16 protein-coding genes are annotated in these 22,207 nt (G+C 69.7%); 9 read left to right on the plus strand and 7 right to left on the minus strand.

What is annotated here, in order from left to right; genetic code table 11:
- Positions 1 to 101 precede the first annotated feature (101 nt).
- The gene (locus ACIBI9_RS38335; RefSeq protein ID WP_397229682.1) at positions 102 to 1,343 is read left to right on the plus strand and encodes an MFS transporter; all 1,242 of its coding nucleotides are present in this window, start codon (positions 102 to 104) and stop codon (positions 1,341 to 1,343) included.
- Between the two features lie 144 nt (positions 1,344 to 1,487).
- Here ACIBI9_RS38335 and ACIBI9_RS38340 read toward each other — a convergent pair whose 3' ends face one another.
- On the minus strand, positions 1,488 to 3,050 hold the full coding sequence (locus ACIBI9_RS38340; protein ID WP_397229684.1) for an ATP-binding protein: 1,563 nt from the start codon (positions 3,048 to 3,050) through the stop codon (positions 1,488 to 1,490).
- 211 nt (positions 3,051 to 3,261) lie between these two features.
- On the opposite strand from ACIBI9_RS38340, the gene ACIBI9_RS38345 reads away from it, so the two are divergent.
- Together ACIBI9_RS38345 and ACIBI9_RS38350 are read left to right on the plus strand one after the other, a co-directional pair.
- Positions 3,262 to 5,268, plus strand: coding sequence for a hypothetical protein (locus ACIBI9_RS38345; protein WP_397229686.1), 2,007 nt, complete (start codon positions 3,262 to 3,264; stop codon positions 5,266 to 5,268).
- 340 nt (positions 5,269 to 5,608) lie between these two features.
- On the plus strand, positions 5,609 to 5,917 hold the full coding sequence (locus tag ACIBI9_RS38350; protein ID WP_397229688.1) for a DUF6355 family natural product biosynthesis protein: 309 nt from the start codon (positions 5,609 to 5,611) through the stop codon (positions 5,915 to 5,917).
- Between the two features lie 47 nt (positions 5,918 to 5,964).
- On the opposite strand, the gene ACIBI9_RS38355 is transcribed toward ACIBI9_RS38350, so the two are convergent.
- A complete protein-coding gene (locus ACIBI9_RS38355) occupies positions 5,965 to 7,221 on the minus strand; it encodes an MFS transporter (RefSeq protein ID WP_397229690.1) in 1,257 nt (418 codons plus the stop codon).
- On the minus strand, positions 7,218 to 8,105 hold the full coding sequence (locus ACIBI9_RS38360; protein WP_397229692.1) for an alpha/beta fold hydrolase: 888 nt from the start codon (positions 8,103 to 8,105) through the stop codon (positions 7,218 to 7,220). The genes ACIBI9_RS38355 and ACIBI9_RS38360 overlap by 4 nt, the downstream gene beginning before the upstream one ends.
- A gap of 173 nt (positions 8,106 to 8,278) precedes the next feature.
- Here ACIBI9_RS38360 and ACIBI9_RS38365 point away from each other — a divergent pair, with 173 nt between their 5' ends.
- Positions 8,279 to 10,114 (plus strand): ABC transporter ATP-binding protein, encoded by a 1,836-nt coding sequence (locus ACIBI9_RS38365; RefSeq protein ID WP_397229694.1) that lies wholly within the window; start codon positions 8,279 to 8,281, stop codon positions 10,112 to 10,114.
- Positions 10,114 to 11,946 carry an ABC transporter ATP-binding protein gene (locus tag ACIBI9_RS38370; RefSeq protein WP_397229696.1) on the plus strand — a complete coding sequence of 611 codons (1,833 nt, stop codon included), beginning with the start codon at positions 10,114 to 10,116 and terminating at the stop codon, positions 11,944 to 11,946. The genes ACIBI9_RS38365 and ACIBI9_RS38370 overlap by 1 nt, the downstream gene beginning before the upstream one ends.
- Positions 11,947 to 12,172: 226 nt before the next feature.
- Here the strand turns inward: ACIBI9_RS38370 and ACIBI9_RS38375 are convergent, their stop codons facing one another.
- A complete protein-coding gene (locus ACIBI9_RS38375; RefSeq protein ID WP_397229698.1) occupies positions 12,173 to 12,769 on the minus strand; it encodes a restriction endonuclease in 597 nt (198 codons plus the stop codon).
- Positions 12,770 to 13,113: 344 nt separating this feature from the next.
- Here ACIBI9_RS38375 and ACIBI9_RS38380 point away from each other — a divergent pair, with 344 nt between their 5' ends.
- The 3 genes from ACIBI9_RS38380 (at position 13,114) to ACIBI9_RS38390 (ending at position 16,918) form a co-directional block, all read left to right on the plus strand.
- Positions 13,114 to 14,103, plus strand: a complete 990-nt coding sequence (locus ACIBI9_RS38380) for a trypsin-like serine peptidase (RefSeq protein ID WP_397229700.1) — start codon at positions 13,114 to 13,116, stop codon at positions 14,101 to 14,103.
- A 133-nt stretch (positions 14,104 to 14,236) separates the two neighbouring features.
- A complete protein-coding gene (locus tag ACIBI9_RS38385) occupies positions 14,237 to 15,493 on the plus strand; it encodes a serine hydrolase domain-containing protein (RefSeq protein ID WP_397229702.1) in 1,257 nt (418 codons plus the stop codon).
- Between the two features lie 87 nt (positions 15,494 to 15,580).
- Positions 15,581 to 16,918 (plus strand): MFS transporter, encoded by a 1,338-nt coding sequence (locus ACIBI9_RS38390; RefSeq protein ID WP_397229704.1) that lies wholly within the window; start codon positions 15,581 to 15,583, stop codon positions 16,916 to 16,918.
- A gap of 77 nt (positions 16,919 to 16,995) precedes the next feature.
- On the opposite strand, the gene ACIBI9_RS38395 is transcribed toward ACIBI9_RS38390, so the two are convergent.
- From ACIBI9_RS38395 to ACIBI9_RS38405, 3 genes are all read right to left on the minus strand, one after another.
- Positions 16,996 to 19,149: a DUF6055 domain-containing protein gene (locus ACIBI9_RS38395; RefSeq protein ID WP_397229706.1), complete on the minus strand. Its 2,154-nt coding sequence runs from the start codon at positions 19,147 to 19,149 to the stop codon at positions 16,996 to 16,998.
- A gap of 120 nt (positions 19,150 to 19,269) precedes the next feature.
- A complete protein-coding gene (gene add, locus ACIBI9_RS38400) occupies positions 19,270 to 20,184 on the minus strand; it encodes an adenosine deaminase (RefSeq protein ID WP_397229710.1) in 915 nt (304 codons plus the stop codon).
- Positions 20,181 to 21,119: a nucleoside hydrolase gene (locus ACIBI9_RS38405; RefSeq protein WP_397229712.1), complete on the minus strand. Its 939-nt coding sequence runs from the start codon at positions 21,117 to 21,119 to the stop codon at positions 20,181 to 20,183. The genes add and ACIBI9_RS38405 overlap by 4 nt, the downstream gene beginning before the upstream one ends.
- A 74-nt stretch (positions 21,120 to 21,193) precedes the next feature.
- On the opposite strand from ACIBI9_RS38405, the gene ACIBI9_RS38410 reads away from it, so the two are divergent.
- On the plus strand, positions 21,194 to 22,174 hold the full coding sequence (locus tag ACIBI9_RS38410; protein ID WP_397229714.1) for a LacI family DNA-binding transcriptional regulator: 981 nt from the start codon (positions 21,194 to 21,196) through the stop codon (positions 22,172 to 22,174).
- Positions 22,175 to 22,207: the final 33 nt, after the last annotated feature.

Here is a 22,207-nt window from a genome sequence, read left to right on the forward strand (position 1 = left end):
GAGCTGGGCGGCCCCGACGAGGTCATGAACCAGGTCACACAAGATCTCGGGTCACATCTTCACTGACATTTGGTGTCAGTGAAGATGTGGAGACTGTGCGCATGTCCGTTCAGATCCCCCATCGCGCGACCATGCGGCTGCTGATCGCCGCGGCCTTCACCACCGCGCTCGGCAACAACATCCAGCTCATCACCGGGGCGCTGCTGCTGGCCAGAGAGCAGCAGACCATGATGGCCGTGGGCTGGCTGTTCATCGCCGTCGCGCTGCCGCAGGCCGTCCTGTCCCCCTATCTGGGGCGGCTCGCGGACCGCCTGGAGCGCCGCGTTCTGTGGATCGCCTGTGACACGGCGAGCGCGATCGTCGCCCTCGGCCTGCCGCTGTGGCTGGTCGCGGGCGGTGCGGCCGAGGCCGGCATCTACGCCGCGAACTTCGCGCTCGCCCTGGTCAGCGCGATCTTCGTGCCGGCGAGCGCGGCGCTGATCAAGGAGCGGGTTCCCGGTGGTGCCGTCCTGCGCCGGTTCAACGGCCGCTACGAGATGGCCACCCAGGCAGGGATGCTGCTGTCCGCCACCGTCGGCGGGCTCGCCGTCCAGGTCTTCGGCGCCGTCCCCTTGCTCGTCTTCAACGCGGCCACTTTCGCCGTATCGGCCCTGTGCGTGACCGCCGTCGGCCGTACTCAGGCTGTCGGCGGGCTCGCCGCCGAGCCGGTGGAGGTCGCAGCCCCGGATCGGCTGCCGCTTCCGATGGGCAGCCTGATCCTGCTGTACGCGCAGGGCAGCGTCGTGGTCACCGTCTTCAACGCCCTCCTGCCCATGTATGTCCTGGTCGAGCTCAATCGCGGCGCGGGGACCTTCGGGGCCATCGACGCCCTGGGCAGCCTCGGCTTTCTGGCCGCCGCCGCCGGATACCGGCTGTTCGCCCAGCGGTACTCCGATCTGCGCATCGCCGTGGTGGGTTTCTTCGCGTGCAGCCTGCTCATCGTCGCTCAGGGACGACTGGGCGTCGCCGGGCTGGCCGTGCTGGTCCCCATGGGTGCGTTCGTCTTCGGCCAGGCGAGGATCTCGTCGCGGAATCTGCTGATGGCCCGGGCCGGTCGTGCGGACATAGGCCGGGTCTTCGGCCTGGCCAACGGCGGCGGGCTCGCCGCGACCATCGTCGTCATGCTGCTCGTGGCCACCGTCACCGATCACACCAGCGCGGGGGCCGGTTTCGCCACCCTCGGCGCGTTCGCGCTCCTGTCCACGGTCTGGGCGCTGGTGCTCCAACGACGTGCCGCCAGGATCGCCGAAGCACCTGCGTCATCAGCCGTGCAGACTGAAGATGACGGCGCCGCCCTCCGGTAGTCGATCGGCTCACCTGATCCGGATTGCGTCCGACGGGCACAGCAAGGGCTTCAGCGTCGTCCATTGCGCATCCGTCAGACCCGCCCGAGCGGGGGATGGCATCGCACAGATCGTTTCTGCGTGGGCTCGGGATGGGGCCGCCCTTCACGCCCGCAGAACGGTGACCTGCCGCCCCGCCGGGGTGCGGTCCTGGTCGAACCGGACGCGCTCCTCCATCGGGGACGCCTCAGGACGGCGATCGAAGACCACCAGGTAACCGGTGTCGAGATCAAGCCGGTCCAGATAGCGGTCGAGCTGCGCGAGCCCCTCGGTCAGCGGATCCCGCTGACCGGGCCGCCACACCTTGAGCTCCATGGCCTCCCGCTGCACCTGCCGCTCGCCGTACGGCCAGCGCAGGTAGACGTCCAGCCGCCCGGTGCCCGCCGCGTACTCCCTGTCGAGAAAGCCGCCGCCGTTGAGGATTCGGTGCAGGTAGGCCATGAGGATGATCTGGCATGCGGCCTCGTGGTAGGCGGCGCCACGGACCAGGATCTCGCCGTGCTGCTTCCAGAAGGCGGTGAACTCGCGCAACAGCTTGAGCAGGTCCAGACGGCCGTCGGGGAGGACGAAAGACCGCGAATCGGCCTGGATGACGGCTTCCACACCGCTACCCAGCACGCGGAGGATGACCTCGCGGTAGATGGGGTTGGCGATGTTGAGAGAGGGCCTTTGGGCTACCAAGCCGAGGTCACGAACGTAGGAGAAGTCGTCCTCGAAGGTTTCGTCGACGTGGACCAGCGTGCCTGCGAGCACCGGTTCGAGCACTCGCTTGACCCGGGGTTCGTGCAGCTTGGCGACGAGAGAATCCAGGTGGGTGGCGCGGGCGCGAATGAGTTGCTCTTTGGCCTGCTCCATGTGCCCGGCGGTGATCGGCTCCTCTGGAGGAACCCGCATTTTACGGGTGACCTGATAAGCCAGCGCGTTGATCAACCAGGGTTGTCCGCGGGTGAATTCGAAGGCCGCGGCGAGGGCTTCCTTGGTGAACTCCTGCCCGGTCTCCGCGGTGTGCTGGCCGTACAGCTCCCTGACGTCCTCAGGAGTGAAGTCGGACAGGCGAAACGACTCGACCGCTATGTTGAAAGGGCTGACCGCGCCGAGCCGGGAGGGGTCGCCACCGGAGGCGATCTTGTAGTCCCGCACGTCCCTCAGCCCGCACAACACCACGGAGTTGGGGAACGGAATGCCTTCCGGGCGGCTGTTGTGGCCGCTGCGTAGTTGCCGAAGGACAGACATCAGGGTCCTCCCGCTCAGCGCGTCGATCTCGTCGATGAGCAACACGAGCGAGAGCTCACACTGAGCTGCCCACGCCCGGAGGGCGGCGGCCAGCCGTGCACCTGGGGTTGCCTCGGGCCAGGGGTCAGGCGCTGCGTCGGTCTTCGACCGGAACTCGTCCAGCAGGATCAGCTCCGCAGCCTCGTAGTCGTCGCCCGCCGCGGAGGCGGCCTCGCAGGAGATCGTCACCGCCACGGCAGCGCCTTCTTCGGTGAGCTCACGCTGCAGGGAATGCAGCATGGTCGTCTTACCCGACTGACGAGGAGCGTGGATCACGAAATAGCGATCCACGTCGATCAACTCGCGCGCCTCCGGCAGCCGGGGCTGCGATGGCAGCACGTAGTGGAGCCGGGGGTCGCACGGTCCGGTGGTGTTGAAGTACCTGGGCCTGGTCACCGTCACAGTGTGGCATCAAGCGGTGACAGATTTGATCGGGTTGTCGATCCGCTCCTCGCCGATCACCTCGCGCACGGCCTCCGGTGCACGTCGAGTCCGGCAGTGTGCGTGATCCTTGCAGGGCACGTACGTCGGGTTGATGGTTCATCATGGAGAATCATCGGCCCGCGCGGTTTCGAGCCCGGGGCAGGCGGAACCACGGTGGGGAATCATGCGGACCTTTTTCGAGCCGGACCAGGAAGAGGAGTTCGAGGCGGCCAAGGATCTGCTGATCCGCCGCTGCCTGGACTGGGCCGACGACCGCGGCCTGGCCGCTGACGACTTGGTGCTGACGGCGGCCTTGGACTCCCGCCATCGCAGCAGAGACGGACGGCTGGCCTTCTGGGATGCCGCACAGGTGCGGCGGTTCCTGCTGGAGTGGATCCCCCGGTATGTCGCCGCGCCTCGGGAGGACCTCGAGGCCGCCCCGCTGAGCCTGATCACGCTGCTGCGTTACCTGGATGCAACCGGCATCCGCGACCCGCGCGGCGCCACGACGGCCGAGTTGGAGAAGGCCGTGGCCGAGGCCGTGAAGGAATACCCAGCGGCATTGGCGGACCCGTACCGCCAAGGGCTGGCGAGGTTCTGGGCGCAGGTGGCCATCGACAACGGTGTCGACCCGGGCGACCACAAGGCCCTGACGAAGTTTCAGCGCAATGTCGACGCGGGGCGGGTGGCGTACGACGCGGACGTGCTCGACAAGGTGGCGCAGGCCCGTTTCCTCGGATTCGGGCCCGATGAGGAACGGGCGTTCCCGCAGCCGCCCATCGTCCTGCCACCCGCGCCGGAGATCGCCGCCGCCGCGTCGCGAAGCGAGACCGTACGGAGGCTGGCGGCACTGGCCAACTGGGCCGGAGCGGACGGCAGGTCACTGACCGGCGCCGGAAATCTCCGCGTGGCCGACGCTCGCGAGCTGGCGGAGCTTCTTGGCACCGGCGAGCAGGACCTCAAGGTTCGCAGCGCCACGCACATGCCCAAGCTGCACCTCGTCGTCGAATGGGCGAAGGCCGCCCGCCTGGTCCGCGTGCGCAAAGGCCGCCTTCTACGGGTGGCCAAGGCCGCGCCCCTGTTGGATGATCCGGAACGGCTGTGGTCACGGGCCTTTGAGGCCTTCTTCGACCTCGGTCCGATGATCGGCGCCTCCGCCTCGGGGTGGGACGTCCAGTCGCTGCTGGCGGAGGTCTTCGACGAGGTGATGGCGGACGTACTGAACAGCGTGTACGGCCTCCCGGGCCAGGTCCCCGTGGCCCGCCTCCAGGAGACGGTGTGGCTGGCCTGCCGCGAATACCTGATGCTGGGCGATCGGACGCACGACCCGCTGCGGCGGAAGGTCGACGACGACCTGGTCGCGGCGTTGGAAACCCTGGCCGAGTTCGGCGCGGTGGAGCTGAGCCACGGCGTCGCCGAGGCCCTCTACCTCAGCGACCTGGGTGATGACGACGAAGGACAGCCCTTGCCGCTCGACGCGCGGACCCGGCTGCGTGCCATCCTTGCCGAGCCGGGGCTGCTCGTGAGCCTGACACCGCTCGGCATGCGGGGTGTGCGCGAGCGGATGCTCGCCGAGGGCCGGGACGCACCGCTGGTGGGGGAGCTGGCGGAGGCCGCGCCGGGCGAACTGCTCGGCGTGCTCGCGGAGCACTACCCGCCGGAGGAGGCCGCGACGGAGCTGGAGGGCTGGCTCGCCGCACACGGCGGGGACGTCGAGCCGTTGCTGGATGCCATACGGGCCTGCCCGTTCCGCACCCGCGCGTCCGCCATGCTCACCACCCTGGTCGGGACCCATCCCGGCGGTCGATCGCTCCTCGCGCGCCTGCGCGAGGACCGCGTGCTCGGGCCCATCGCCATTACGCTGCTGCACGACGCCGGAGCCGTGGGACGCGACGATCTGTCCTCCTCCGAGCAACTCCTGCTCATGACCGAAGGCCTGCTCAACCTGCTGGAGCTGGCCGGTCCGGAGGAGGTCGTGACGCAGCTCGGCCAGATGGCGGGCAGGGAGGCGCCACAGATCATCGAGGCGGTGACGCAATCCGGTCATCCCGCCATGGTCGGCATGGACGAGCTACGCAGGCTGGTGGCCAAGCCGTTGCTTACCCGTTCTCACACGCTCCGCTTCGTGGAGGGGCCTCGGCCGGGGGCGCGCGGCCGCCGTTCCGGTCACGGCAAGAAGCGCAGGCGCTGACCTCAGGATCAAGACGCTGTTCGGGACCGTTGCCCGCCACCGCGAAGGACTGGAAGAAGGCCGCCATCCGGACCGGATCGCGCCCCGAGCCCTGGTCAAGGGCCAGCCGAGCGCTCCCATGGCCCAGGGGCCCATGCGCATGTTCGAGGGGAAGTCGCTGACCTCGGCCAGGTGCGACACGGGGGAGGGGCCTTCGTAGCCGGGTCTGGTGCTGTCCGAGCCTGGACGGGTGTGTCCGGGCCTCTGTTGGACACCTGGCCGCGGTGGCTTTGCTGAGCCTCACGCCCCGGCCGCCCAGTGGTCCGGGGGCGGCCGATGAACCAGAACAGGAGCCCAACCCATGTCAGTCAAGATCAAGAAGCTGTCCCCCACTGTCCTCCTGGCCGTCGCCGCCACGCTGATCGCCGCGGCCCCGGCGACCGCCGCCGCGACGGGCACCGTCAAGGAGCGCACCCGCCTGGCGGCCGACTGCGGCCTCTACCGGGACGGCGACGCGGCCATGTACAAGAACTGCACCGGTGCCGGCGAGAACATCTTCGTGACCTACCTGCTGGGCGGAAACACCTATTTCTGCGTGGCACCGGGAGAGTCGAAGTACGTCGGCAGGTGGAGCAACGTGTTCAGGGTGTACAACCGGGGCGGCTGCTGAACGGCACGGGGCCATGGGCTTGGGCCCGTGGCCCCGTGCGGGTCTGATCAGACAGCACGGGTGAGTACGGCGGTGCGGATGCCGCGGCGCAGGAGAGCGGGCAGGCACAGGATCGTGCCGAGCGCGCCGATCCACACCGTCGACTCCAGACCGGCGAGTGCGGTCGCCACGGAGGCGAGCAGGGCGCCGAGCGCGACCGCGCCCCACAGCAGGAACCGCTGCACGGCGGACACCCGGCCGAGGAGTTCGGGCGGCGTCTGGGTCTGGCGGAGGGTCAGCGAGGTGGGGCTGAACGCGCCCTCGCCCACGCAGTGCACGATGCTGCCGATGACCAGGCCGGCGGCGCCCAGGCTGCCGTGCGCCCCCAGCACGGGCATGGCCACGATGCCCAGCACCGACACGGTGGCGGCGAGCATCAGCGCGCGCGAACTGCCCAGACGCCTGATGAGGAAGGCCGAGGCCAGATTGCCGATCGGGTAGCCGGCCGCGGCGGCGCCCACCACGATCCCGATCCACTGCGGCGACAGCCCCAGGACGTTGCGGCAGTACAGGACCAGGCTGGTCTCGACCATGGAAAGGAACAGCACGTAAAGGGTGCCGCAGGACAGGACCGGCTCCAGGACCGGATGCCCGAGCGCGAACCTGAGCCCGGCGGCGACGTCGCGCCGTACCCAGCCCCGCTCCCGCGCGGTGACGGCGGGCGGCGCCTCGCGGTGCCGGATCGCGACCAGCGTGACGAGCGAGGCGGCGAAGCTGAGGGTGTTGGCCAGGAGCGCGCCGGCCACGCCGAGCAGCCCGATGACCGGCCCCGCGGCCATCGGCCCGACCGCCTTGGCGGTCGACTCCGACAGCGCCAGGCGGGTGTTGCCGGTGTGCAGCTCGCCCGGGTCGGGGAAGAGCCCGGGCAGGTACGAGGTGTAGGCGACCTGGAAGAACACCACCGCGCAACCGCTCAGCAGCACCAGCGCGAACAACAGGGGAAAGCTGAGCACGCCGGTGACCGCCGTGACCCAGATCGCACCGAACGCGATCATCTGTACGCCGTCACAGACCAGCATGACGGTACGGCGAGGCAACCGGTCCACGATGGCGCCGGCCGGCAGACCGAGCGGCAGGAAGGGCAGGAACAGGGCGAACGGCAGCAACGCGGCCTGTGCCGGAGTCGCGCCCAGCACCGTCACCGCGAGCAGCGGCAGCGCCAGCGTCATGAACTGGTCCCCGAACAGCGACAACGACTGCCCGGCCCACAGCAGCCCGAAATCCCGGCGGGCCGTACGTCCGGTCGTCTCCGTCATGGCGGTCATGCCTGCCGCCAGAAGTCCCGCAGCAGGGAGTGGACGGTCTCCGTCTCCTCGACGTGGCCGAACGAGCCGCTGCGCTCCAGCAGGTGGAACCGGGCCTGGGGCGCGAAGAGCCGGAAGTCGCGCTGCAGCGCGGGGTGCAGCGCCCGGTCGTAGCGGCCGGCCAGCACCATCAGGGGAACGCCGATCTCCTTGAGCCGGGGCCGGAAGTCGGGGATCCTGGCCACCTCACCCCCGATCACGAAATCGACGTCGTCGCCGCAGAAGATCGGATAGAGCTCCTGGTTCCTGGCGCCGGGCTCGTCGGCCAGCAGGGCGGCGTTGGCCGGGTCGTAGAAGCGGACCAGGGCCGCCGCCTTGGCGAACTCCCGCCTGAGCGGCTCGTCCGTGGAGCGCAGCCCGTCCAGCCGCAGCGCCTGGATCCGCTCCCACACCTCGGGGAGCTGAGTGGCCAGCTCGCGGTTGATGTTGGCGTGGTTGAGCTGCCACATCTCGGGGCTGTGCAGGGTGTTGGCCAGGGTGACGGTACGCGCCACGGCGGGATGGTCCAGGGCGATCGCCTGCGCGATCAGCCCGCCGTACGAGAAGCCGTACAGGTGGGCGGGGCCCAGCCGTTCGAGCAGCGCGGCCACGTCGGCGACGTCGTCGGCGAAGGTGATCTCGGAGAGGTGCCGGGGACGGCCGGAGCGACCGCGGCCGAACAGGTCGACGTAGATCACTCTGTGGTCCGCCGCCAGGGCGTCGAAGTGCGGGTGGAAGATCACGTGCGACCCCGCGGGGCCCAGTCCGGCGAGCAGCACCACGGCGTCGCCGTCCCCGTGCTGTTCGGTCCAGATGCGCCGGCCGCCGCGGACCTCGTACGCCTGACCAGGGGGATGTTCGATCATGGCGGTCATCTTGGCCCGATCGGGAGGCGGAACGACGGCGGATATCGGACCTCTCATTGACATCGTCGTCCGCCTCGGCCGGGCCGGGTGAAAACCGATGGGAAACTGTCGGTGCCCGGTGATAGAAAGCAGGTTCGATACTCGCGTGCTCGCGCCCGGGGGAGGGCCTGCCAGTGACCACCAGCAGTTCGGAGTTCTCTGTCTCCGGCCCGAGCTACAACCGGCGCGGGCCGGTGCGCTGGCTCTGGTCCCACCTTCGCCGGCATCCGGTGCACCTGGTCGGGTTCCTCGGCGGGTCGCTGGTCATGGTGGTGCTCAACGCCATGGTGCCGCAGTTCACCGGCGACGCCTTCGACTCCGTGCTGGGGCAGCGGGGCGAGCCGCTGGACGCGCTCGGCTTCATCGCGCTGGCGCTGCTGGCGATCGTGCTGGCGCGGGGGCTGTTCGACCTCGTGGCCAGGCTGTCGAGCGAGGTGCTGGCCAAGCGCCTTGAGCGGGACGCGCGCGACGAGCTGTACGTGAGCCTGCTCGGCAAGAGCCAGACCTTCCACAACCGGCAGCGGGTCGGCGATCTGATGGCCCGGGCCGCCAACGACATCCGGCAGCTCTCCATCATGATCACGCCCGGGGTCGACCTGATCGTGGACTCGGGGCTCACCGGGCTGGTGCCCATTTTCTTCATCGGGGCGATCGATCCGCGGCTGCTGCTGGCGCCCGGGTTGTTCGCCGTCGTGTTCGCGGTCGCGCTCTGGCACTACATGCGGCAGCTCAACCCGGTGGCCACGCGCATGCGGGAGCAGTTCGGCGATCTCAACGCCGGGCTCAACCAGGCGGTGCGGGGCATCGAGGTGATCAAGGTGACCGCGCAGGAGGCCCAGGAGCGGCGGCGCTTCCGCACCGACGCGCGGCTCTACCGCGACCTCTTCGTACGCAACGGGCTGGTCCAGGCCCGCTACCTGCCCACCCTGCTGTTCTCCGTCGCCATGGCCGGGGCGCTGTGGCACGGCCTCCACCTCCAGGGCATCGGGGCGATCACCATCGGCGAGCTGGTGGCGTTCATGGGGCTCATGGGCATGCTCGGGTTCCCCACCCAGATGTCGATCTTCACGTTCTCCCTGATCCAGATCGGCATCGTGTCCTCGCGCCGGATCCTGAGCGTCATCACCACCGACAGCGAGATCGAGCAGCGGGCCGACGGGCACGCCGCGCCGATCAGCGGGGAGATCGTCTTCGAGGACGTGACGTTCGGCTACGAGGACGACGAGGATCCGGCGGTGCGCGGGGTGACGTTCACCGTGCGGCCGGGGGAGACGGTGGCGATCGTCGGCGAGACCGGCTCGGGCAAGAGCACGCTGACCAAGCTGGTGCCACGCATCTACGACGTCACGTCCGGGCGGATCCTCGTCGACGGCGTTGACGTGCGCGACTGGGACCTCGACTCGCTGCGCTCCCAGATCTCCACCATCGAGCAGGACATCGTGCTGTTCTCGCGGTCGGTGTCCGAAAACATCGCCTTCAGCCTGGGGCAGCGGGCCGATCACGAGGCCGTGGTGCGGGCGGCGGAGGACGCCCAGGCCGCCGAGTTCATCGCCGAGCTGGACGACGGCTACGAGACCGTGATCGGCGAGCGCGGGGTCACGCTCTCCGGCGGGCAGCGGCAGCGGCTGGCCATCGCGCGGGCGCTGCTGACCGACCCGGCGATCCTCGTGCTCGACGACTCGACCAGCGCCATCGACTCCGCCACCGAGGACAAGATCCAGCAGGCGATCGGGCGCATCCTCGAGGGGCGCACCACGCTGCTGATCACTCACCGGCTCTCGCAGATCCGGTGGGCCGACAAGGTGCTGCTGCTCAGACGCGGCGAAGTGGTCGACTTCGGCACCCACGACGAGCTGATCGCGCGCAGCCGGCTCTACCGCCGGATCTTCGCGCACTACGACGAGGTCGAGCTGGACGGCGATGCAGCCGTGGACGGGGTGCTGGCCGCCGAGCAGGGAGGGGTGCGCTGATGGGCTTCATCATGGACGGCCTCGACGGCGAGGACTACGACCGCACCTACAGCGACCGTGCCCTGCTGCGCCGGATCATGTCGTACTTCCGGCCCAAGCTGGGGTCGATGGTCCTGGTCGCCACCATGATCGTGCTGCTTTCGGCGAGCCAGGCGGCCGTGCCGGCCCTCGGCAGCCTGGCCGTCGACGCGGTCTCCGACGGCACCATCGGCTCGGTGGGCTGGCAGCTCACGGCGGGGATCCTGGTCACGGGGATGCTCTCGTGGGTGTTCAACTTCATCCGGCAGAAATACAGCGCGCAGGTGACCGGTGACGTGGTGCTCCGGTTGCGCGAGGACGCGTTCGACGCGGTGCTGGAGCGCGACCTGTCGTTCTACGACGAGACCCCGTCCGGCAAGATCGTCAGCCGGGTGACGTCCGACACCGACGACTTCGCCACCGTCTCCACGCTGACGATGGACCTGATCAGCCAGGTGCTGATGGTCGGCTTCGTCACGGTCCTGCTGTTCGTGCGCAGCGTCGAGCTGGCCCTGCTGACGCTGCTGGTGGTGCCGATCGTGGTGGGCCTGGCGCTGATGTTCCGGCGGCTGGCCAGGCTCAGCACGCGCAGGGCGCAGCGCTCGCTCAGCCGGGTCAACGCCAACCTGCAGGAGACCATGGGCGGCATCGCGGTCGCCAAGAACTTCCGCCAGGAGCAGCAGGTCTACGACGAGTTCGGGCCGATCAACCGGCAGAGCTACCAGGTGACGCTCCGGCAGGGATTCGTCTTCTCCACCATCTTCCCCGTGCTCTTCCTGGTGGCCGGGCTCGCGACGGTGGGCCTGGTCCGGATGGGCGGCGCACAGGTGCTCGACGGCGGGCTGTCCGCGGGCGACTGGTACCTGTTCCTGCAGGGCGTGTCGCTCTTCTGGTTCCCGCTGACGTCCATCGCCGCGTTCTGGTCCCAGTTCCAGCAGGGGCTGTCCGCGTCCGAGCGCGTCTTCGCCCTGATCGACGCCCCGCCGCGGGTGGTGCAGACCGCCGCCGAGTCGCCGGGCAGGCTGGCCGGGCGCATCGAGTTCCAGGGCGTCACCTTCGGATACGACGCCGCCAGCCCCGTGCTGCGCGACTTCGACCTGCTCATCGAGGCAGGGGAGACCGTGGCGCTCGTCGGCCACACCGGCGCCGGGAAGTCGACGCTCAGCAAGCTGATCACCCGGTTCTACGAGTTCCAGGAAGGCCGCCTGCTGATCGACGGGCGCGACATCCGCACCCTTGAGCTGGGCGCCTACCGCAGCCAGATCGGAGCGGTGCCGCAGGCCCCGTTCCTGTTCAGCGGCACGGTCGCCGACAACATCCGCTACCCGAGGCCGGAGGCGGGCGACGACGAGGTACGCGCCGCGGCCGCCGCGGTGGGCGGCGGCGACTGGATCGAGGCCCTGCCCCATGGGCTGGAGACGGACGTGGGCGAGCACGGGCGGGCACTGTCGATGGGGCAGCGGCAGCTCGTCGCGCTGGCCCGGCTGCTGATCCAGGACCCGGCGATCGTGGTCCTGGACGAGGCCACGGCCAGCGTCGACCCGCTGACCGAGGCGCAGATCCAGGAGGGCCTCGACCTGGTGCTGGCCGGGCGCACCTCGATCGTCATCGCGCACCGGCTCTCGACGATCGAGCACGTCGACCGCATCATCGTGCTGGACCACGGGCGGATCGTGGAGGAGGGCGACCACGCGACCCTGCTGGCCCGCGGGGGCCGCTACTGCGAGGTCTACAACACCTACTTCCGCCACCAGTCACCCAACTACCGCGCCGGCTCCGGCTTCGTCTCCGTGACGGGCACCGGATCCGGCTGACCGCCCGGCTGCATGGCCGTGGCTCCGGTCCGAGTCGGCCGACTGCCCGGCTCGGCCGCGCAGCTTGGCCGCGTGGCCACGGCCGGGCGCACGGGGCCGCCACGGGAAAAGCCAGCCGTTGAGGTGTCGGCCGCCGGTCCCGGGCGGGCTGATGCCGCAGGCGTTGAGGTGTCGGCTGTCGATTCCGGGCGGGCAGGCGGGGAGCCGGATTGCTTGGGAGGGCTGTTCAGGTTGCCAACTCGTCGCCTTCGACCAACGGCGCCGGCTTGGGGAGCAGTGCGAACCTCCCGGTCAGCCAGTCGGCGAGCAGGTCGCGCTCGACGAGCAGTAGCGTCTGGCGCGCGTTGATCGCCTCCTGGCGGGCCGGGCGGGTGAGGCGCCCCGAGGTGACGAGCACGCCGGTGTGCCCGGTGAAGGCGTTGGCCAGGGCCCCGAGGAAGTTGCGCACCGCCGGTGCGCCGACGCTCTGGTTGTAGCGCTTGCACTGGACGGCGCATCGCGTGCCGTCGGGTGCGACGGCCGTGATGTCCACACCGCCGTCCCCGGTGCCGCCCCGAATCTGCACCCGGCGGAACCCCTCGGCGATCATGCGCTCGGCGACCAGCTGCTCGAACTGCGGCCCCGTCATGAGGTCGACCTTCTCCAGGGCCGCGTTGGCCGCGAGGAACTGCAGACGGCGGGCCTGGATGACCCGGTGCCGCAGGAAGAGCCCGCCGCTCAGGGCCGCGATCAGGATGACGGTGATGGCCACCGCCCATCCCGGGTATCGCGTGACGAAGTAGACCACGACGGCGATCGCGACGACGGCTCCCGCCAGTCCCATCACTCGAAGATCGCCGATGCCGTTGGATTTTCGCCGCTTGCTGCCCCGTCTGGATCCCCTCGCCATGGGTCCCTCCTGGAAGACCGGTGTCTGATGGCGAGTATGAAGCGCGGCACCGACAGAGCGGCCGATGCTGCTCGACCGGCTGGACTGGATCGACGGCTGCCGGCCCTTGGAGTGGTCCTGCGGGGCGCCGGTCACGCGCGGGTTCGTGAGCCTGGCGGATGAGCTGTCCGGGGTGGCGCGCCGCAGTCGGCGCCGTGGCGGCAGTCCGTCTGTGACGATTGTCCATTTTCGTGACAAGTGTGGTAAATCTTCTCCGTCACGCTTGTCACGGAGGCCCCATGCGTACCTTGCCTATCATCGGTTTGACCACCTTGATGCTCGGGCTGGGTACCCACGCCGCCGTCGCCGAGCCCCCGGACGCCAAGGCGGAGGACGCGCCGCTCGCGCATCAGGTGCCGACGACGTTCGCGGCCGGGAGTGACTACTGGACCCCCGAGCGGATGCGTGCCGCTCAGCCGCTTGCCGCCCCCGACGATGCGGCGAGGGGCGCGACCAAGAGTGCGACACCGTTGGCCGCGCAGGAGCAGGTGGACATCGCGCCCACCCCGTCGGCCGGTACGAAGCGCTGGGCCACCCCGTACGTCACCTCGGCGGCCAAGCAGCGGACGTGGAGGTCCGGCGGGCTCATCGCCAAGACGGCGGGCAAGGTGTTCGGCACGGGCGGCAACGGCAGGGATTTCGTGGCCTCCGGCAACGTCGTGACCAGCGCGGACGGGGACGTCGTCGTCACCGTCGGGCACGCGTTGATCGACGGCGAGGGCCGGTGGAGCACCAACCTGGTCTTCGTCCCGGCGTACAAGAACGGCGCGGCGCCGTACGGCAAGTTCGTGGCGCGGACCATGTTCATCTGGTCCGGCTACTACAAGAACGGCGCTCACCAGCCGCCCTTTGACTTCGGCATGCTGGTCGTCAAGCCGGTGAAGAGCAAGACGGCCGTGCAGACCGTGGGCGGCCAGGGCATCAGGTTCAACTCCACCGCCGCCGGCTCCTCCAACCTGCTGCTCGGCTATCCGAGCAACGGCAACGGCGGACAGACCCTGCAGTACTGCAGCGGTGCCTCGGCGACCCCGGCGTACGGCATGAAGTACGCGCTGCTGTGCGACATGGGCGGGGGCTCCAGCGGTGGCCCGTGGTTCCAGAGCTTCAACAAGATCACCGGCATCGGCTACCAGATCTCCACCCACGCGCTGCGTAACAGCACCACCAGCTACGGCTCCTACTTCGGCCCCGAGGCGCTCAAGACCTTCCGCGCCGCAGAGGCCGCCTGAGCGCCGGCAACAATCTCGGCTCGCCTGAGCGCCGCCTACCACTTGGGCGGCCTGGGTGCCGCCGAGCGCCTCGACTCGCTCGATTGTGGTAGTAAAGGCCACTATTGAGGTTTTTGTGACAATAGGGGGAAATGTGACCACGCTCAGCCGCCGACGGCTCCTCCAGGCGGGCGCGGGTGCCGTACCGGCGATCGCGCTCGGGGCGCGTCCCGCGTCGGCCAGTGCGGCCGAGCCGCTGACCACCGGGGTCGTGCCGAGCGCGATGGCCGGGTTCGACAAGGCGATGAAGACGTTCATCACGGAACGGGACATCTCCTGCGCCCAGCTCGCGGTCGCCAAGAACGGCAAGATCCTGCTCGCACGCGGCTACGGGTTCTACTCCAAGCCGGGCGCCGCCATCGTGCGGGTGCAGCCGACGTCGCTGTTCCGGATCGCCAGCCTCAGCAAGAGCCTCACGGCGGCCGCGATCGTCCGGCTGGTCCAGGACGGCAAGCTGACGCTGGGCACCAAGATCGCCCCCTTGCTGGGGCTGTCCACCACGGCGGACCCCCGGCTGGCGAACGTCACCCTGTGGCGCCTGCTCCAGCACCTCGGCGGCTGGGACAGGAACGTGACGAAGGACCCGCTGTGGAACGACCACACGATCTCCGCGTCGCTTGACGCGCCGCTGCCGATCGACCACGCCGACATCATCAAGTACGTCACCGCGAGGAAGCTCGACTTCGACCCGGGCACGAAGTTCGTCTACAGCAACTACGGCTACATGCTGGCCGGCCGGATCATCGAGAAGGTCTCCGGCATGAGCTACGAGTCGTACGTGCGGCAGAAGCTCCTCGCCCCCATAGGGATCACCCGGCCGCGGCTCGGCCGCAGCCTCCGCTCCGAGGCCTTCTCCACCGAGGTGACCTACGCCTCGAAGTACACCAACAAGAGCGTCGTCGACCAGTCGGGCGCCGTCGTGCCGTACCCCTACGGCGGTTTCAACATGCCCAACCAGGACGCGAACGGCGGCTGGCTCGCCTCGGCCGTCGACATGGTCAAGTGGGGCTTCGTCTTCAACGCCGCCGGGCCCGTGCTCAACTCCACGTCGATCTCCCGGATCTTCGCCAAGCCCGAGACCGGCGTGAACGCCAACGGCTCCTGGTACGGCCTCGGCTGGAACGTGCGCAACAACAACGTCGGAGGGTTGAACACCTGGCACAACGGCAGCATGCCCGGCACGTTCAGCTTCCTCGCGCGGGTGCAGAACGGCGTCAGCTACTGCGCGATCTTCAACCGCAGGGAGGAGGAGGGCACTCCCGACTTCGACGCGATCGACCCCATCCTCGGTGAGGCGATCGGCACCGTGAAGACGTGGCCCACCACTGACCTGGCCCCGAAATACTTCTGAAGAAAAGCTCCTCACAACAGCCTCGTGACCACCATTGTTGTGTCATGTAACGTCGCGGGAAAGGTAAGACCTACCGAGGAGCGGTAGATGTCAGAGGAGCAGCGACCCGACGCGACAGGACAGCAGCAGACGAGAAGGCAACTGGTCCGGGCGGTGATCGCCTCCGCCGTGGGGACCTCGATCGAGTGGTACGACTTCTTCCTGTACGGCTTCGCCGCCAGCACGATCTTCGCGGAGCTGTTCTTCCCCAAGAGCGACCCGACCACGGGCCTGCTCCTGTCACTCGGCACCTACTTCGGAGGATTCGCCGCCCGCCCGATCGGGGCGGCGATCTTCGGCCACTACGGCGATCGGATCGGCCGCAAGGCCACCCTCATCATCACGCTCCTGAGCATGGGCATCGCCACCGCCCTGGTCGGGCTGGTGCCGACGTACGAGCAGATCGGCATCTGGGGCGGCATCCTGCTGACCGTGCTGCGGCTGCTGCAGGGCATCAGCGTCGGCGGTGAGTGGGGCGGGTCCGTGCTGCTGGCCACCGAGTGGGGGCAGTCGCGCGGCGGGCGGCGGGGGTTCCTGGGCAGCTGGCCGCAGTTCGGGGTGCCCGTCGGGCTCGTGCTCGGCTACCTGGCCCTGGAGGTGTTCCAGCCGCTCGACCCCTACTGGGGCTGGCGCATCCCGTTCCTGCTCAGCATCCTGATGGCCGCCGTCGGCCTCTACATCAGGCTCGGCATCCTGGAGACGCCGGTCTTCACCAAGGTCCTCCAGGAGAACAGGGTCGAACGCGTCCCCGTACGCGAGGTCATCGTCAGGAACTGGCGGGAGATCGTGCTGAGCGCGCTGCTCCGGACCGGGCAGCAGGCGCCGTTCTACATCTTCACCGTCTTCATCCTCACGTACGCCACCAAGACCCTGGGGTTCAAGGCGGGCGACATCTACCCGTACGTCATCGCCGCCGGGGTCGTGTCGCTGTTCACCGTGCCCTTCTGGGGATACGTCTCGGACATCGTGGGGCGCCGGAAGCTCTACATCATCGGTGCGGCGGCCATGGTGGTCTGGTCGTTCATCTACTGGCCGCTGCTGGACACCCGCGTCCCCTCGCTGGTCCTGCTGGCCATCGTGCTGGCGGCGCCCATCCATGACATCCAGTACGGCCCGCAGGCCACGTTCATCGCCGAGAGCTTCACCGGGCGGCTGCGCTACAGCGGGGCCTCGCTCGGCTACCAGCTGGCCTCGGTGACGGCGGGCGGGCCCGCGCCGCTGATCGCGGTCTGGCTGTACGCGACGTATCAGAGCTCGTTCGCCATAGCTGTCTATATGGCGATATGTGCGCTGATCAGCGTGGTTGCGGCGTTCGCCCTGAAGGACCGGTCGAAGCAGGACTACGCGGTCGAGTACGACGACGTACGGACCGAGACCAGCCCTTAAGTCGCGGCTCCGGGACGGGCTCGAACGACCGCACCGGGCACCGCGGATCGATCCGCAGTGCCCGGTCGCAGAGCGCGTCAGCCGAAGGCGCGGACCTCCAGGAGCCCGACCGAGCCCTGGCCGCTCTGCAGTACGACCCGCAGCCTGGTGGTGCTGACGGCGGTGAACGTGACCGGGTTGTACGCCCCGGCTGTGATCCCGTACGCGCTCGCCCCGGGCACGTCCGCGTACGCGCTGCCGTTCCAGTACTGCAGCTTCCACGAGGCGGGCACGCGCACGCCGCCGCCGTCGTCGAAGAAGTAGACCTCGGCCGACTTGACGGTCTGAGTCGAGGACCAGGTCAGCTCGGCCCACTGGGTGCCGGTCTCCGGCCAGGTGCCCCAGCGCGGGCTGGGCACGAGGCCGTCATTGATGGCCGCCACGCTCTCCCAGGGCGAGGTGTAGGAGGCCGAGGGCGTGGCGCTCGAGGCCAGGTTGACGGGCGAGGGGTTGCCGCCCCCGCCGCCGAAGGCGAGGTCGTCGTCGCTGAAGATCGGGTGGGACGGGTTGACGTCCGCCTCGCCACCGCCGCCGTCGCAGCGCCGGTCAGGGTTGAACATCAGGTACGTGCCCGCGGAGCAGGCCGTCGCGGGCTCGGCGTCGCCGCCGATGACCACGCTGCCGCCGAGGTTGGCGCCGCCCTGGACCAGCGCGCTGTTCTTCACCACGGCGTTGCCGCCGACGGTCGCGCCGCTGTTGACCCAGGCCAGGTCCTCGATGCGGGCGTTGCCGCTGACCGTGCTGTTGCCGTACACGGCGGCCCGGGGGCCGACGTAGGCGGTGGCGGCCACGTTGGCGCGGTTGTCCACCCAGCCGCCGCCGTTGGAGTGCCAGTGGCCGCCGCCCGGCGCGGCCGGCTTCACGTGACCAGGCTCGAAGCCCCACGGCGTGGCGCCCTGCAGGCGGAACTGGTACGGGTAGCGGTAGTTCTTCGGGTAGCCGTCGAGGAAGGCGTACTTGTGCACGGCGCTCGGCGCGCCGACGACCACGAGGTAGACGTCCTTCTCGCCCGTCTGGGTCTGGAAGGTCACCTCGCCGTTCGAGGAGTTGTAGATGGGGCTGTAGCGGGGCGTGCCGTTCTTCACCGCGACGAACCCGTACGACCAGCCCGAACCGGCCGCGGAGTTGACGTGGCCCCTGAACCGCATCCGGATGAGCGCGCCGTCGCTGCTCGGGACGAGGCGGATCTTGTTGTAGCCGTAGTCGGAGGGGGCGATGGCGTCGGAGATGCGGAAGTGCCCGGCCGCCGCGTTGACCGCCTGCACCTCCACGCCGTTGTAGGCCGTGACGAAGGGATACAGGCTGTTGATGAACGGCATGAAGTCGGCGCGGTTGGAGTAGTCCCACGTCACGTTGTGCTGGGCGTACTCACCCAGCCGCCGGTTGAGCTCCGCCTGGTCGATGCCGGCGATCCGGCGGTAGGTCTCCAGCGGGTGCTCGTTGCTCCTGGCCTCGTTCCACAGGCGGTTGAACATGGCCAGGCCGTCGCGGTCCTTGATGTACTGGAGCAGCATCCAGTTGCCGTAGTGGTGCCGGCTGCTGCTGTAGGCGAGGTTCTCCGTGCGGATGAACCTCGTCAGGTCGCCCGCGGCCGTCTTCGGGTAGACCTGCATGGCCATGAACTCGGCGCTCGTCTCCCAGAACGTGCCCGCGCTCGCGTCCGTGAACCCGAAGCCGGGCCTGCCGAGGAACGTGTAGTTCTGGAACACGTGCCCCAGCTCGTGCGCCAGCCCCCAGGAGCCGGGGAGCGCGGCGGCGGGGGCGATGTTGATGACGCCGACCTTGCCGTCGGTCGAGCCGCCGGTCGCCCACGCGTCGAGCGGCGCGTTCGACCAGGTCCTGGTGACGATGACGATGATCTTGTACTGCGCCAGCAGCCCGGTCTCCGGCGTGAACTTCATGGTGTTCACGTAGAAGGAGTAGAGGCTCTCAAGCTGGCTCAGCATGTTGTCGGGGTCGAAGTTGTACGGGGATGGGGCGGTCTTGGGGTTCGTGCCCGATCGGTCGCCCCATAACAAGATGAAGTTCGCGGATTCCTTCGTGCGGTCGCTGGCCCACGGCACCTCGCCCGTGCTCTGCCAGCGCGCGGGGATGAAGACGGTCTTCGCCGCTGCCGTGGCCGCCGGGGTGGTCGCGAGGAACGCGGTGACAAGCATCAGAAGGGCGACCGCCGCCGCCCGCAATCGTCTCATTCGGAACCTCCGGGAGCCGCTCTTTGTGTTAGCGCTAACACTGTGCGTTATGTCACATATTTTGGAGCGGCATAGAGTGTTGAGGTTCGCAACAGAGCCTGTCAAGACCCGGTGAAACTTTCAGTTCCGAAAGGCCGCCTCCGCCGCGTTCGCCTGGGCGAGCCTCTCCTGCTCGGCCGTCCACCCGGCGAACTCCCGCTCCAGCGTGGTCCCGGCGGTGGTACGCGTGTCGGTGCTGATCGTGACCGCCAGCCCGTCCTCCAGGAGCGGGATCGCGGGGTGCTCGGACATGCCGGGGACGGCGCCGGTCAGCACGTTGCTGATCGGGCACATGTCCAGGGCGATCCGGTCGCGGCGCAGCCGTTCGAGCAGCGCGGCGTCGCCGGTACAGCGGACGCCGTGCCCGATCCGGCGGGCGCCGAGCACGTCGATCGCCTCCCACATGCTCTCCGGGCCCGCCGCCTCGCCGGCGTGCACCGTGCACGGGAGGCCGGCCGCGTGGGCGAGGTCGAACGCCGCCCGGTGCGGCGTGGCCGCGTACAGCCGCTCGTCGCCTGCCAGGTCGAGCCCGGCCACCTTGTCGCGGTGCCGCAGCGCCGTCTCGGCGACGGCCAGGCTCTGCTCCGGCGTCTGCTGCCGCAGGCAGCACAGCAGCAGCCCGGTACGCACGCCCGTCGCCGCCTCCCCCGCCGCCAGGCCCTCGGCGACGGCCTCGACCGCCTCGTCGATGGTCATGCCCTGGCGGCTGTGCTGCTGCGGGGCGAAGCGCGCCTCGCCGTAGACCACGCCGTCCGCGCTCCAGTCCTCCACCAGCTCGCGGGCGGCCCTGCTCAGCGCGTCCGGCGTCTGCAGCACCTGGAGGGGCACCTCGATGTACGTCAGGAACCGGCTCAGGCTGCCGCACCCGGCGGGCGCCGTCACCAGCTGCTCGACGGGGGCCTCCAGGGTGATGCCCTGACCGCGCGCGAGATCGGCGATCGTGCTCGGGCGTACCGATCCGTCGAGGTGGCAGTGCAGCTCGTAACGCCGGTTCATCGCGGTCCCTCACAGGTGTCGAAGAGCAGTTGCTTGAAAGCGGTCTCGTCGACCCGCCGCACCAGTGTCAGGTTCGGGGCGGGGGCCGAGCGGCGGCGGTCGATGATGAGCTGGCCGCGGGTCTCGTCGCCGAGCGCGACGTCCACGTACGCGTGCTCCCGCTCGACGGCCAGCTCGGGCCGGAGCGCCACGGCCATGGCGATGGGATCGGGCAGGTCGTAGCCGGACAGGCCGGTGACGTCGCGGGCCCACTCGGCGACCGTCCGGTTGACGCGGTGGGCGAAGGTGGCCATGGGGGTGCCGATCCGCTCCAGCCGGAGCTGGTCCGCCGGCGTCATGACGGCGTCCCGGCGTGAGACGTCCCAGCCGATCCAGGTCACCTGGTCCGGCGTGGCGGCCTGGAGCACCACGCGGGCGGCCTCCGGGTCGGCCCACACGTTGAACTCGGCGGTGGCCGAGACGTTGCCCCACAGGTCCGCGGCGCCGGCCATGCAGTACACGTGCCGGTACCGGGAGAGCAGGTCGCGGTCGCGGAGCAGGGCGGCGGCGAGGTTGGTGAGCGGTCCCAGGGTCACCAGCGTGAGCTCGCCGGGGAGGCGGCGGGGCGCGTTCAGCAGGACGTCCACGGCGTGCTCCCGCTCGGCGGCCCCCAAGGGATCGGGGAGGCCCAGGTCGCCCATCCCGTCCTGGCCGTGCACGTGCTGGGCGGTGGACAGCGCGCGGGTCATGGGGCTCTCGCAGCCCTCGTGGACGGGGACGTCCGGGCGGCCGGCCGTCTGCAGGGAGATGAGCGCGTTGCGGGTGGCGGTCGTCAGGGGCACGTTGCCCGCCACCGTCGTCACCGCACGTACGTCGCCCAGGCCGCTGGCGGCGGCCAGCAGCAGCGCCACGGCGTCATCCGAGCCGGTGTCGGTGTCGACGATCAAGGGCAGCACGGTCACCTCTTGTCTAATCGTTTAGAACTGCCAAGTGCATATCTAATCGATTAGATGCGAGAATGTAAACCGCCATGAGGAAACGTCCGAGCACTCTGGCCGATGTGGCCCGCAAAGCGGGGACCTCGACGGCGGTGGTCAGCTATGTGATGAACAACGGGCCCCGTCCCGTGGCCGCCGCCACGCGCGAGCGGGTCCTGGCCGCGGCGGCCGAGCTCGGCTACCGGCCCAACCGCATCGCCCGCGCGCTTCGCTCTCGCACCACGGGCGTGGCCGGGCTGGTGCTGGCCGACGCGTCCAACCCCTACTTCGGGGCCCTGGCCAGGCACGTCGAGCGGGCTCTGGAGGGCCGCGACCTGCTCACGCTGGTCGGCAACGCCGGCTACTCGGCGCAGCGCCAGCGGCATCTCGTCGAACGTTTCCTGGCCGCCCAGGTCGACGGTCTGGTGATCGTCTCGGCCGACTCCGTGGGCGACGTGGCCGAGGTGGCCGAGGCGGCTGGCGTACCCGCTGTCTACGTCCACAACGGGCCTCCGGGCGCGCCCGTGGCGGCGGCCGACAACCAGGACGCCGTACGGGAGGCGGTCGCGCACCTGCGCGGGCACGGGCACGGGCACATCGCCTTCCTGTCCGGCCAGGACGACGTGGGCCCCGTGGGCGTGCGGCGGGCGGCCTGGCACGCGGCCGTCGCCGGCGACCCCGGCGCAGAGCTCCTGCGCTGCGACTACTCGCGGGCCGCGGCGGATGCCCTGACCCGCCGCCTCGCCGCCGCGGGCACCCTGCCGGGCGCCCTGGTCACCGCCACGGACGAGCAGGCCATCGGGGTCCTGTCCGGCGCCTGGGCCTGCGGCCTGACCGTCCCCGACCGGCTCGCCGTGATCAGCCTCGACGGCACCCCGGAGAGCGCCCACACCGCTCCGGCGCTCACGGTGACCGAGCAGCCGCTCCAGGCCATGGCGGAGCAGGCCGTCGCCCTGCTGTTCGACGAGGCGGCGGCCCCGCTCGCCACTCGCGCCGCCCTCGTCCCGCGGCGCAGCTGCGGCTGCGGAGGATGAGATCTGGACCTACTCTCGTAAGAGAAGGGATAG

Source organism: Nonomuraea sp. NPDC050451, assembly GCF_044458585.1.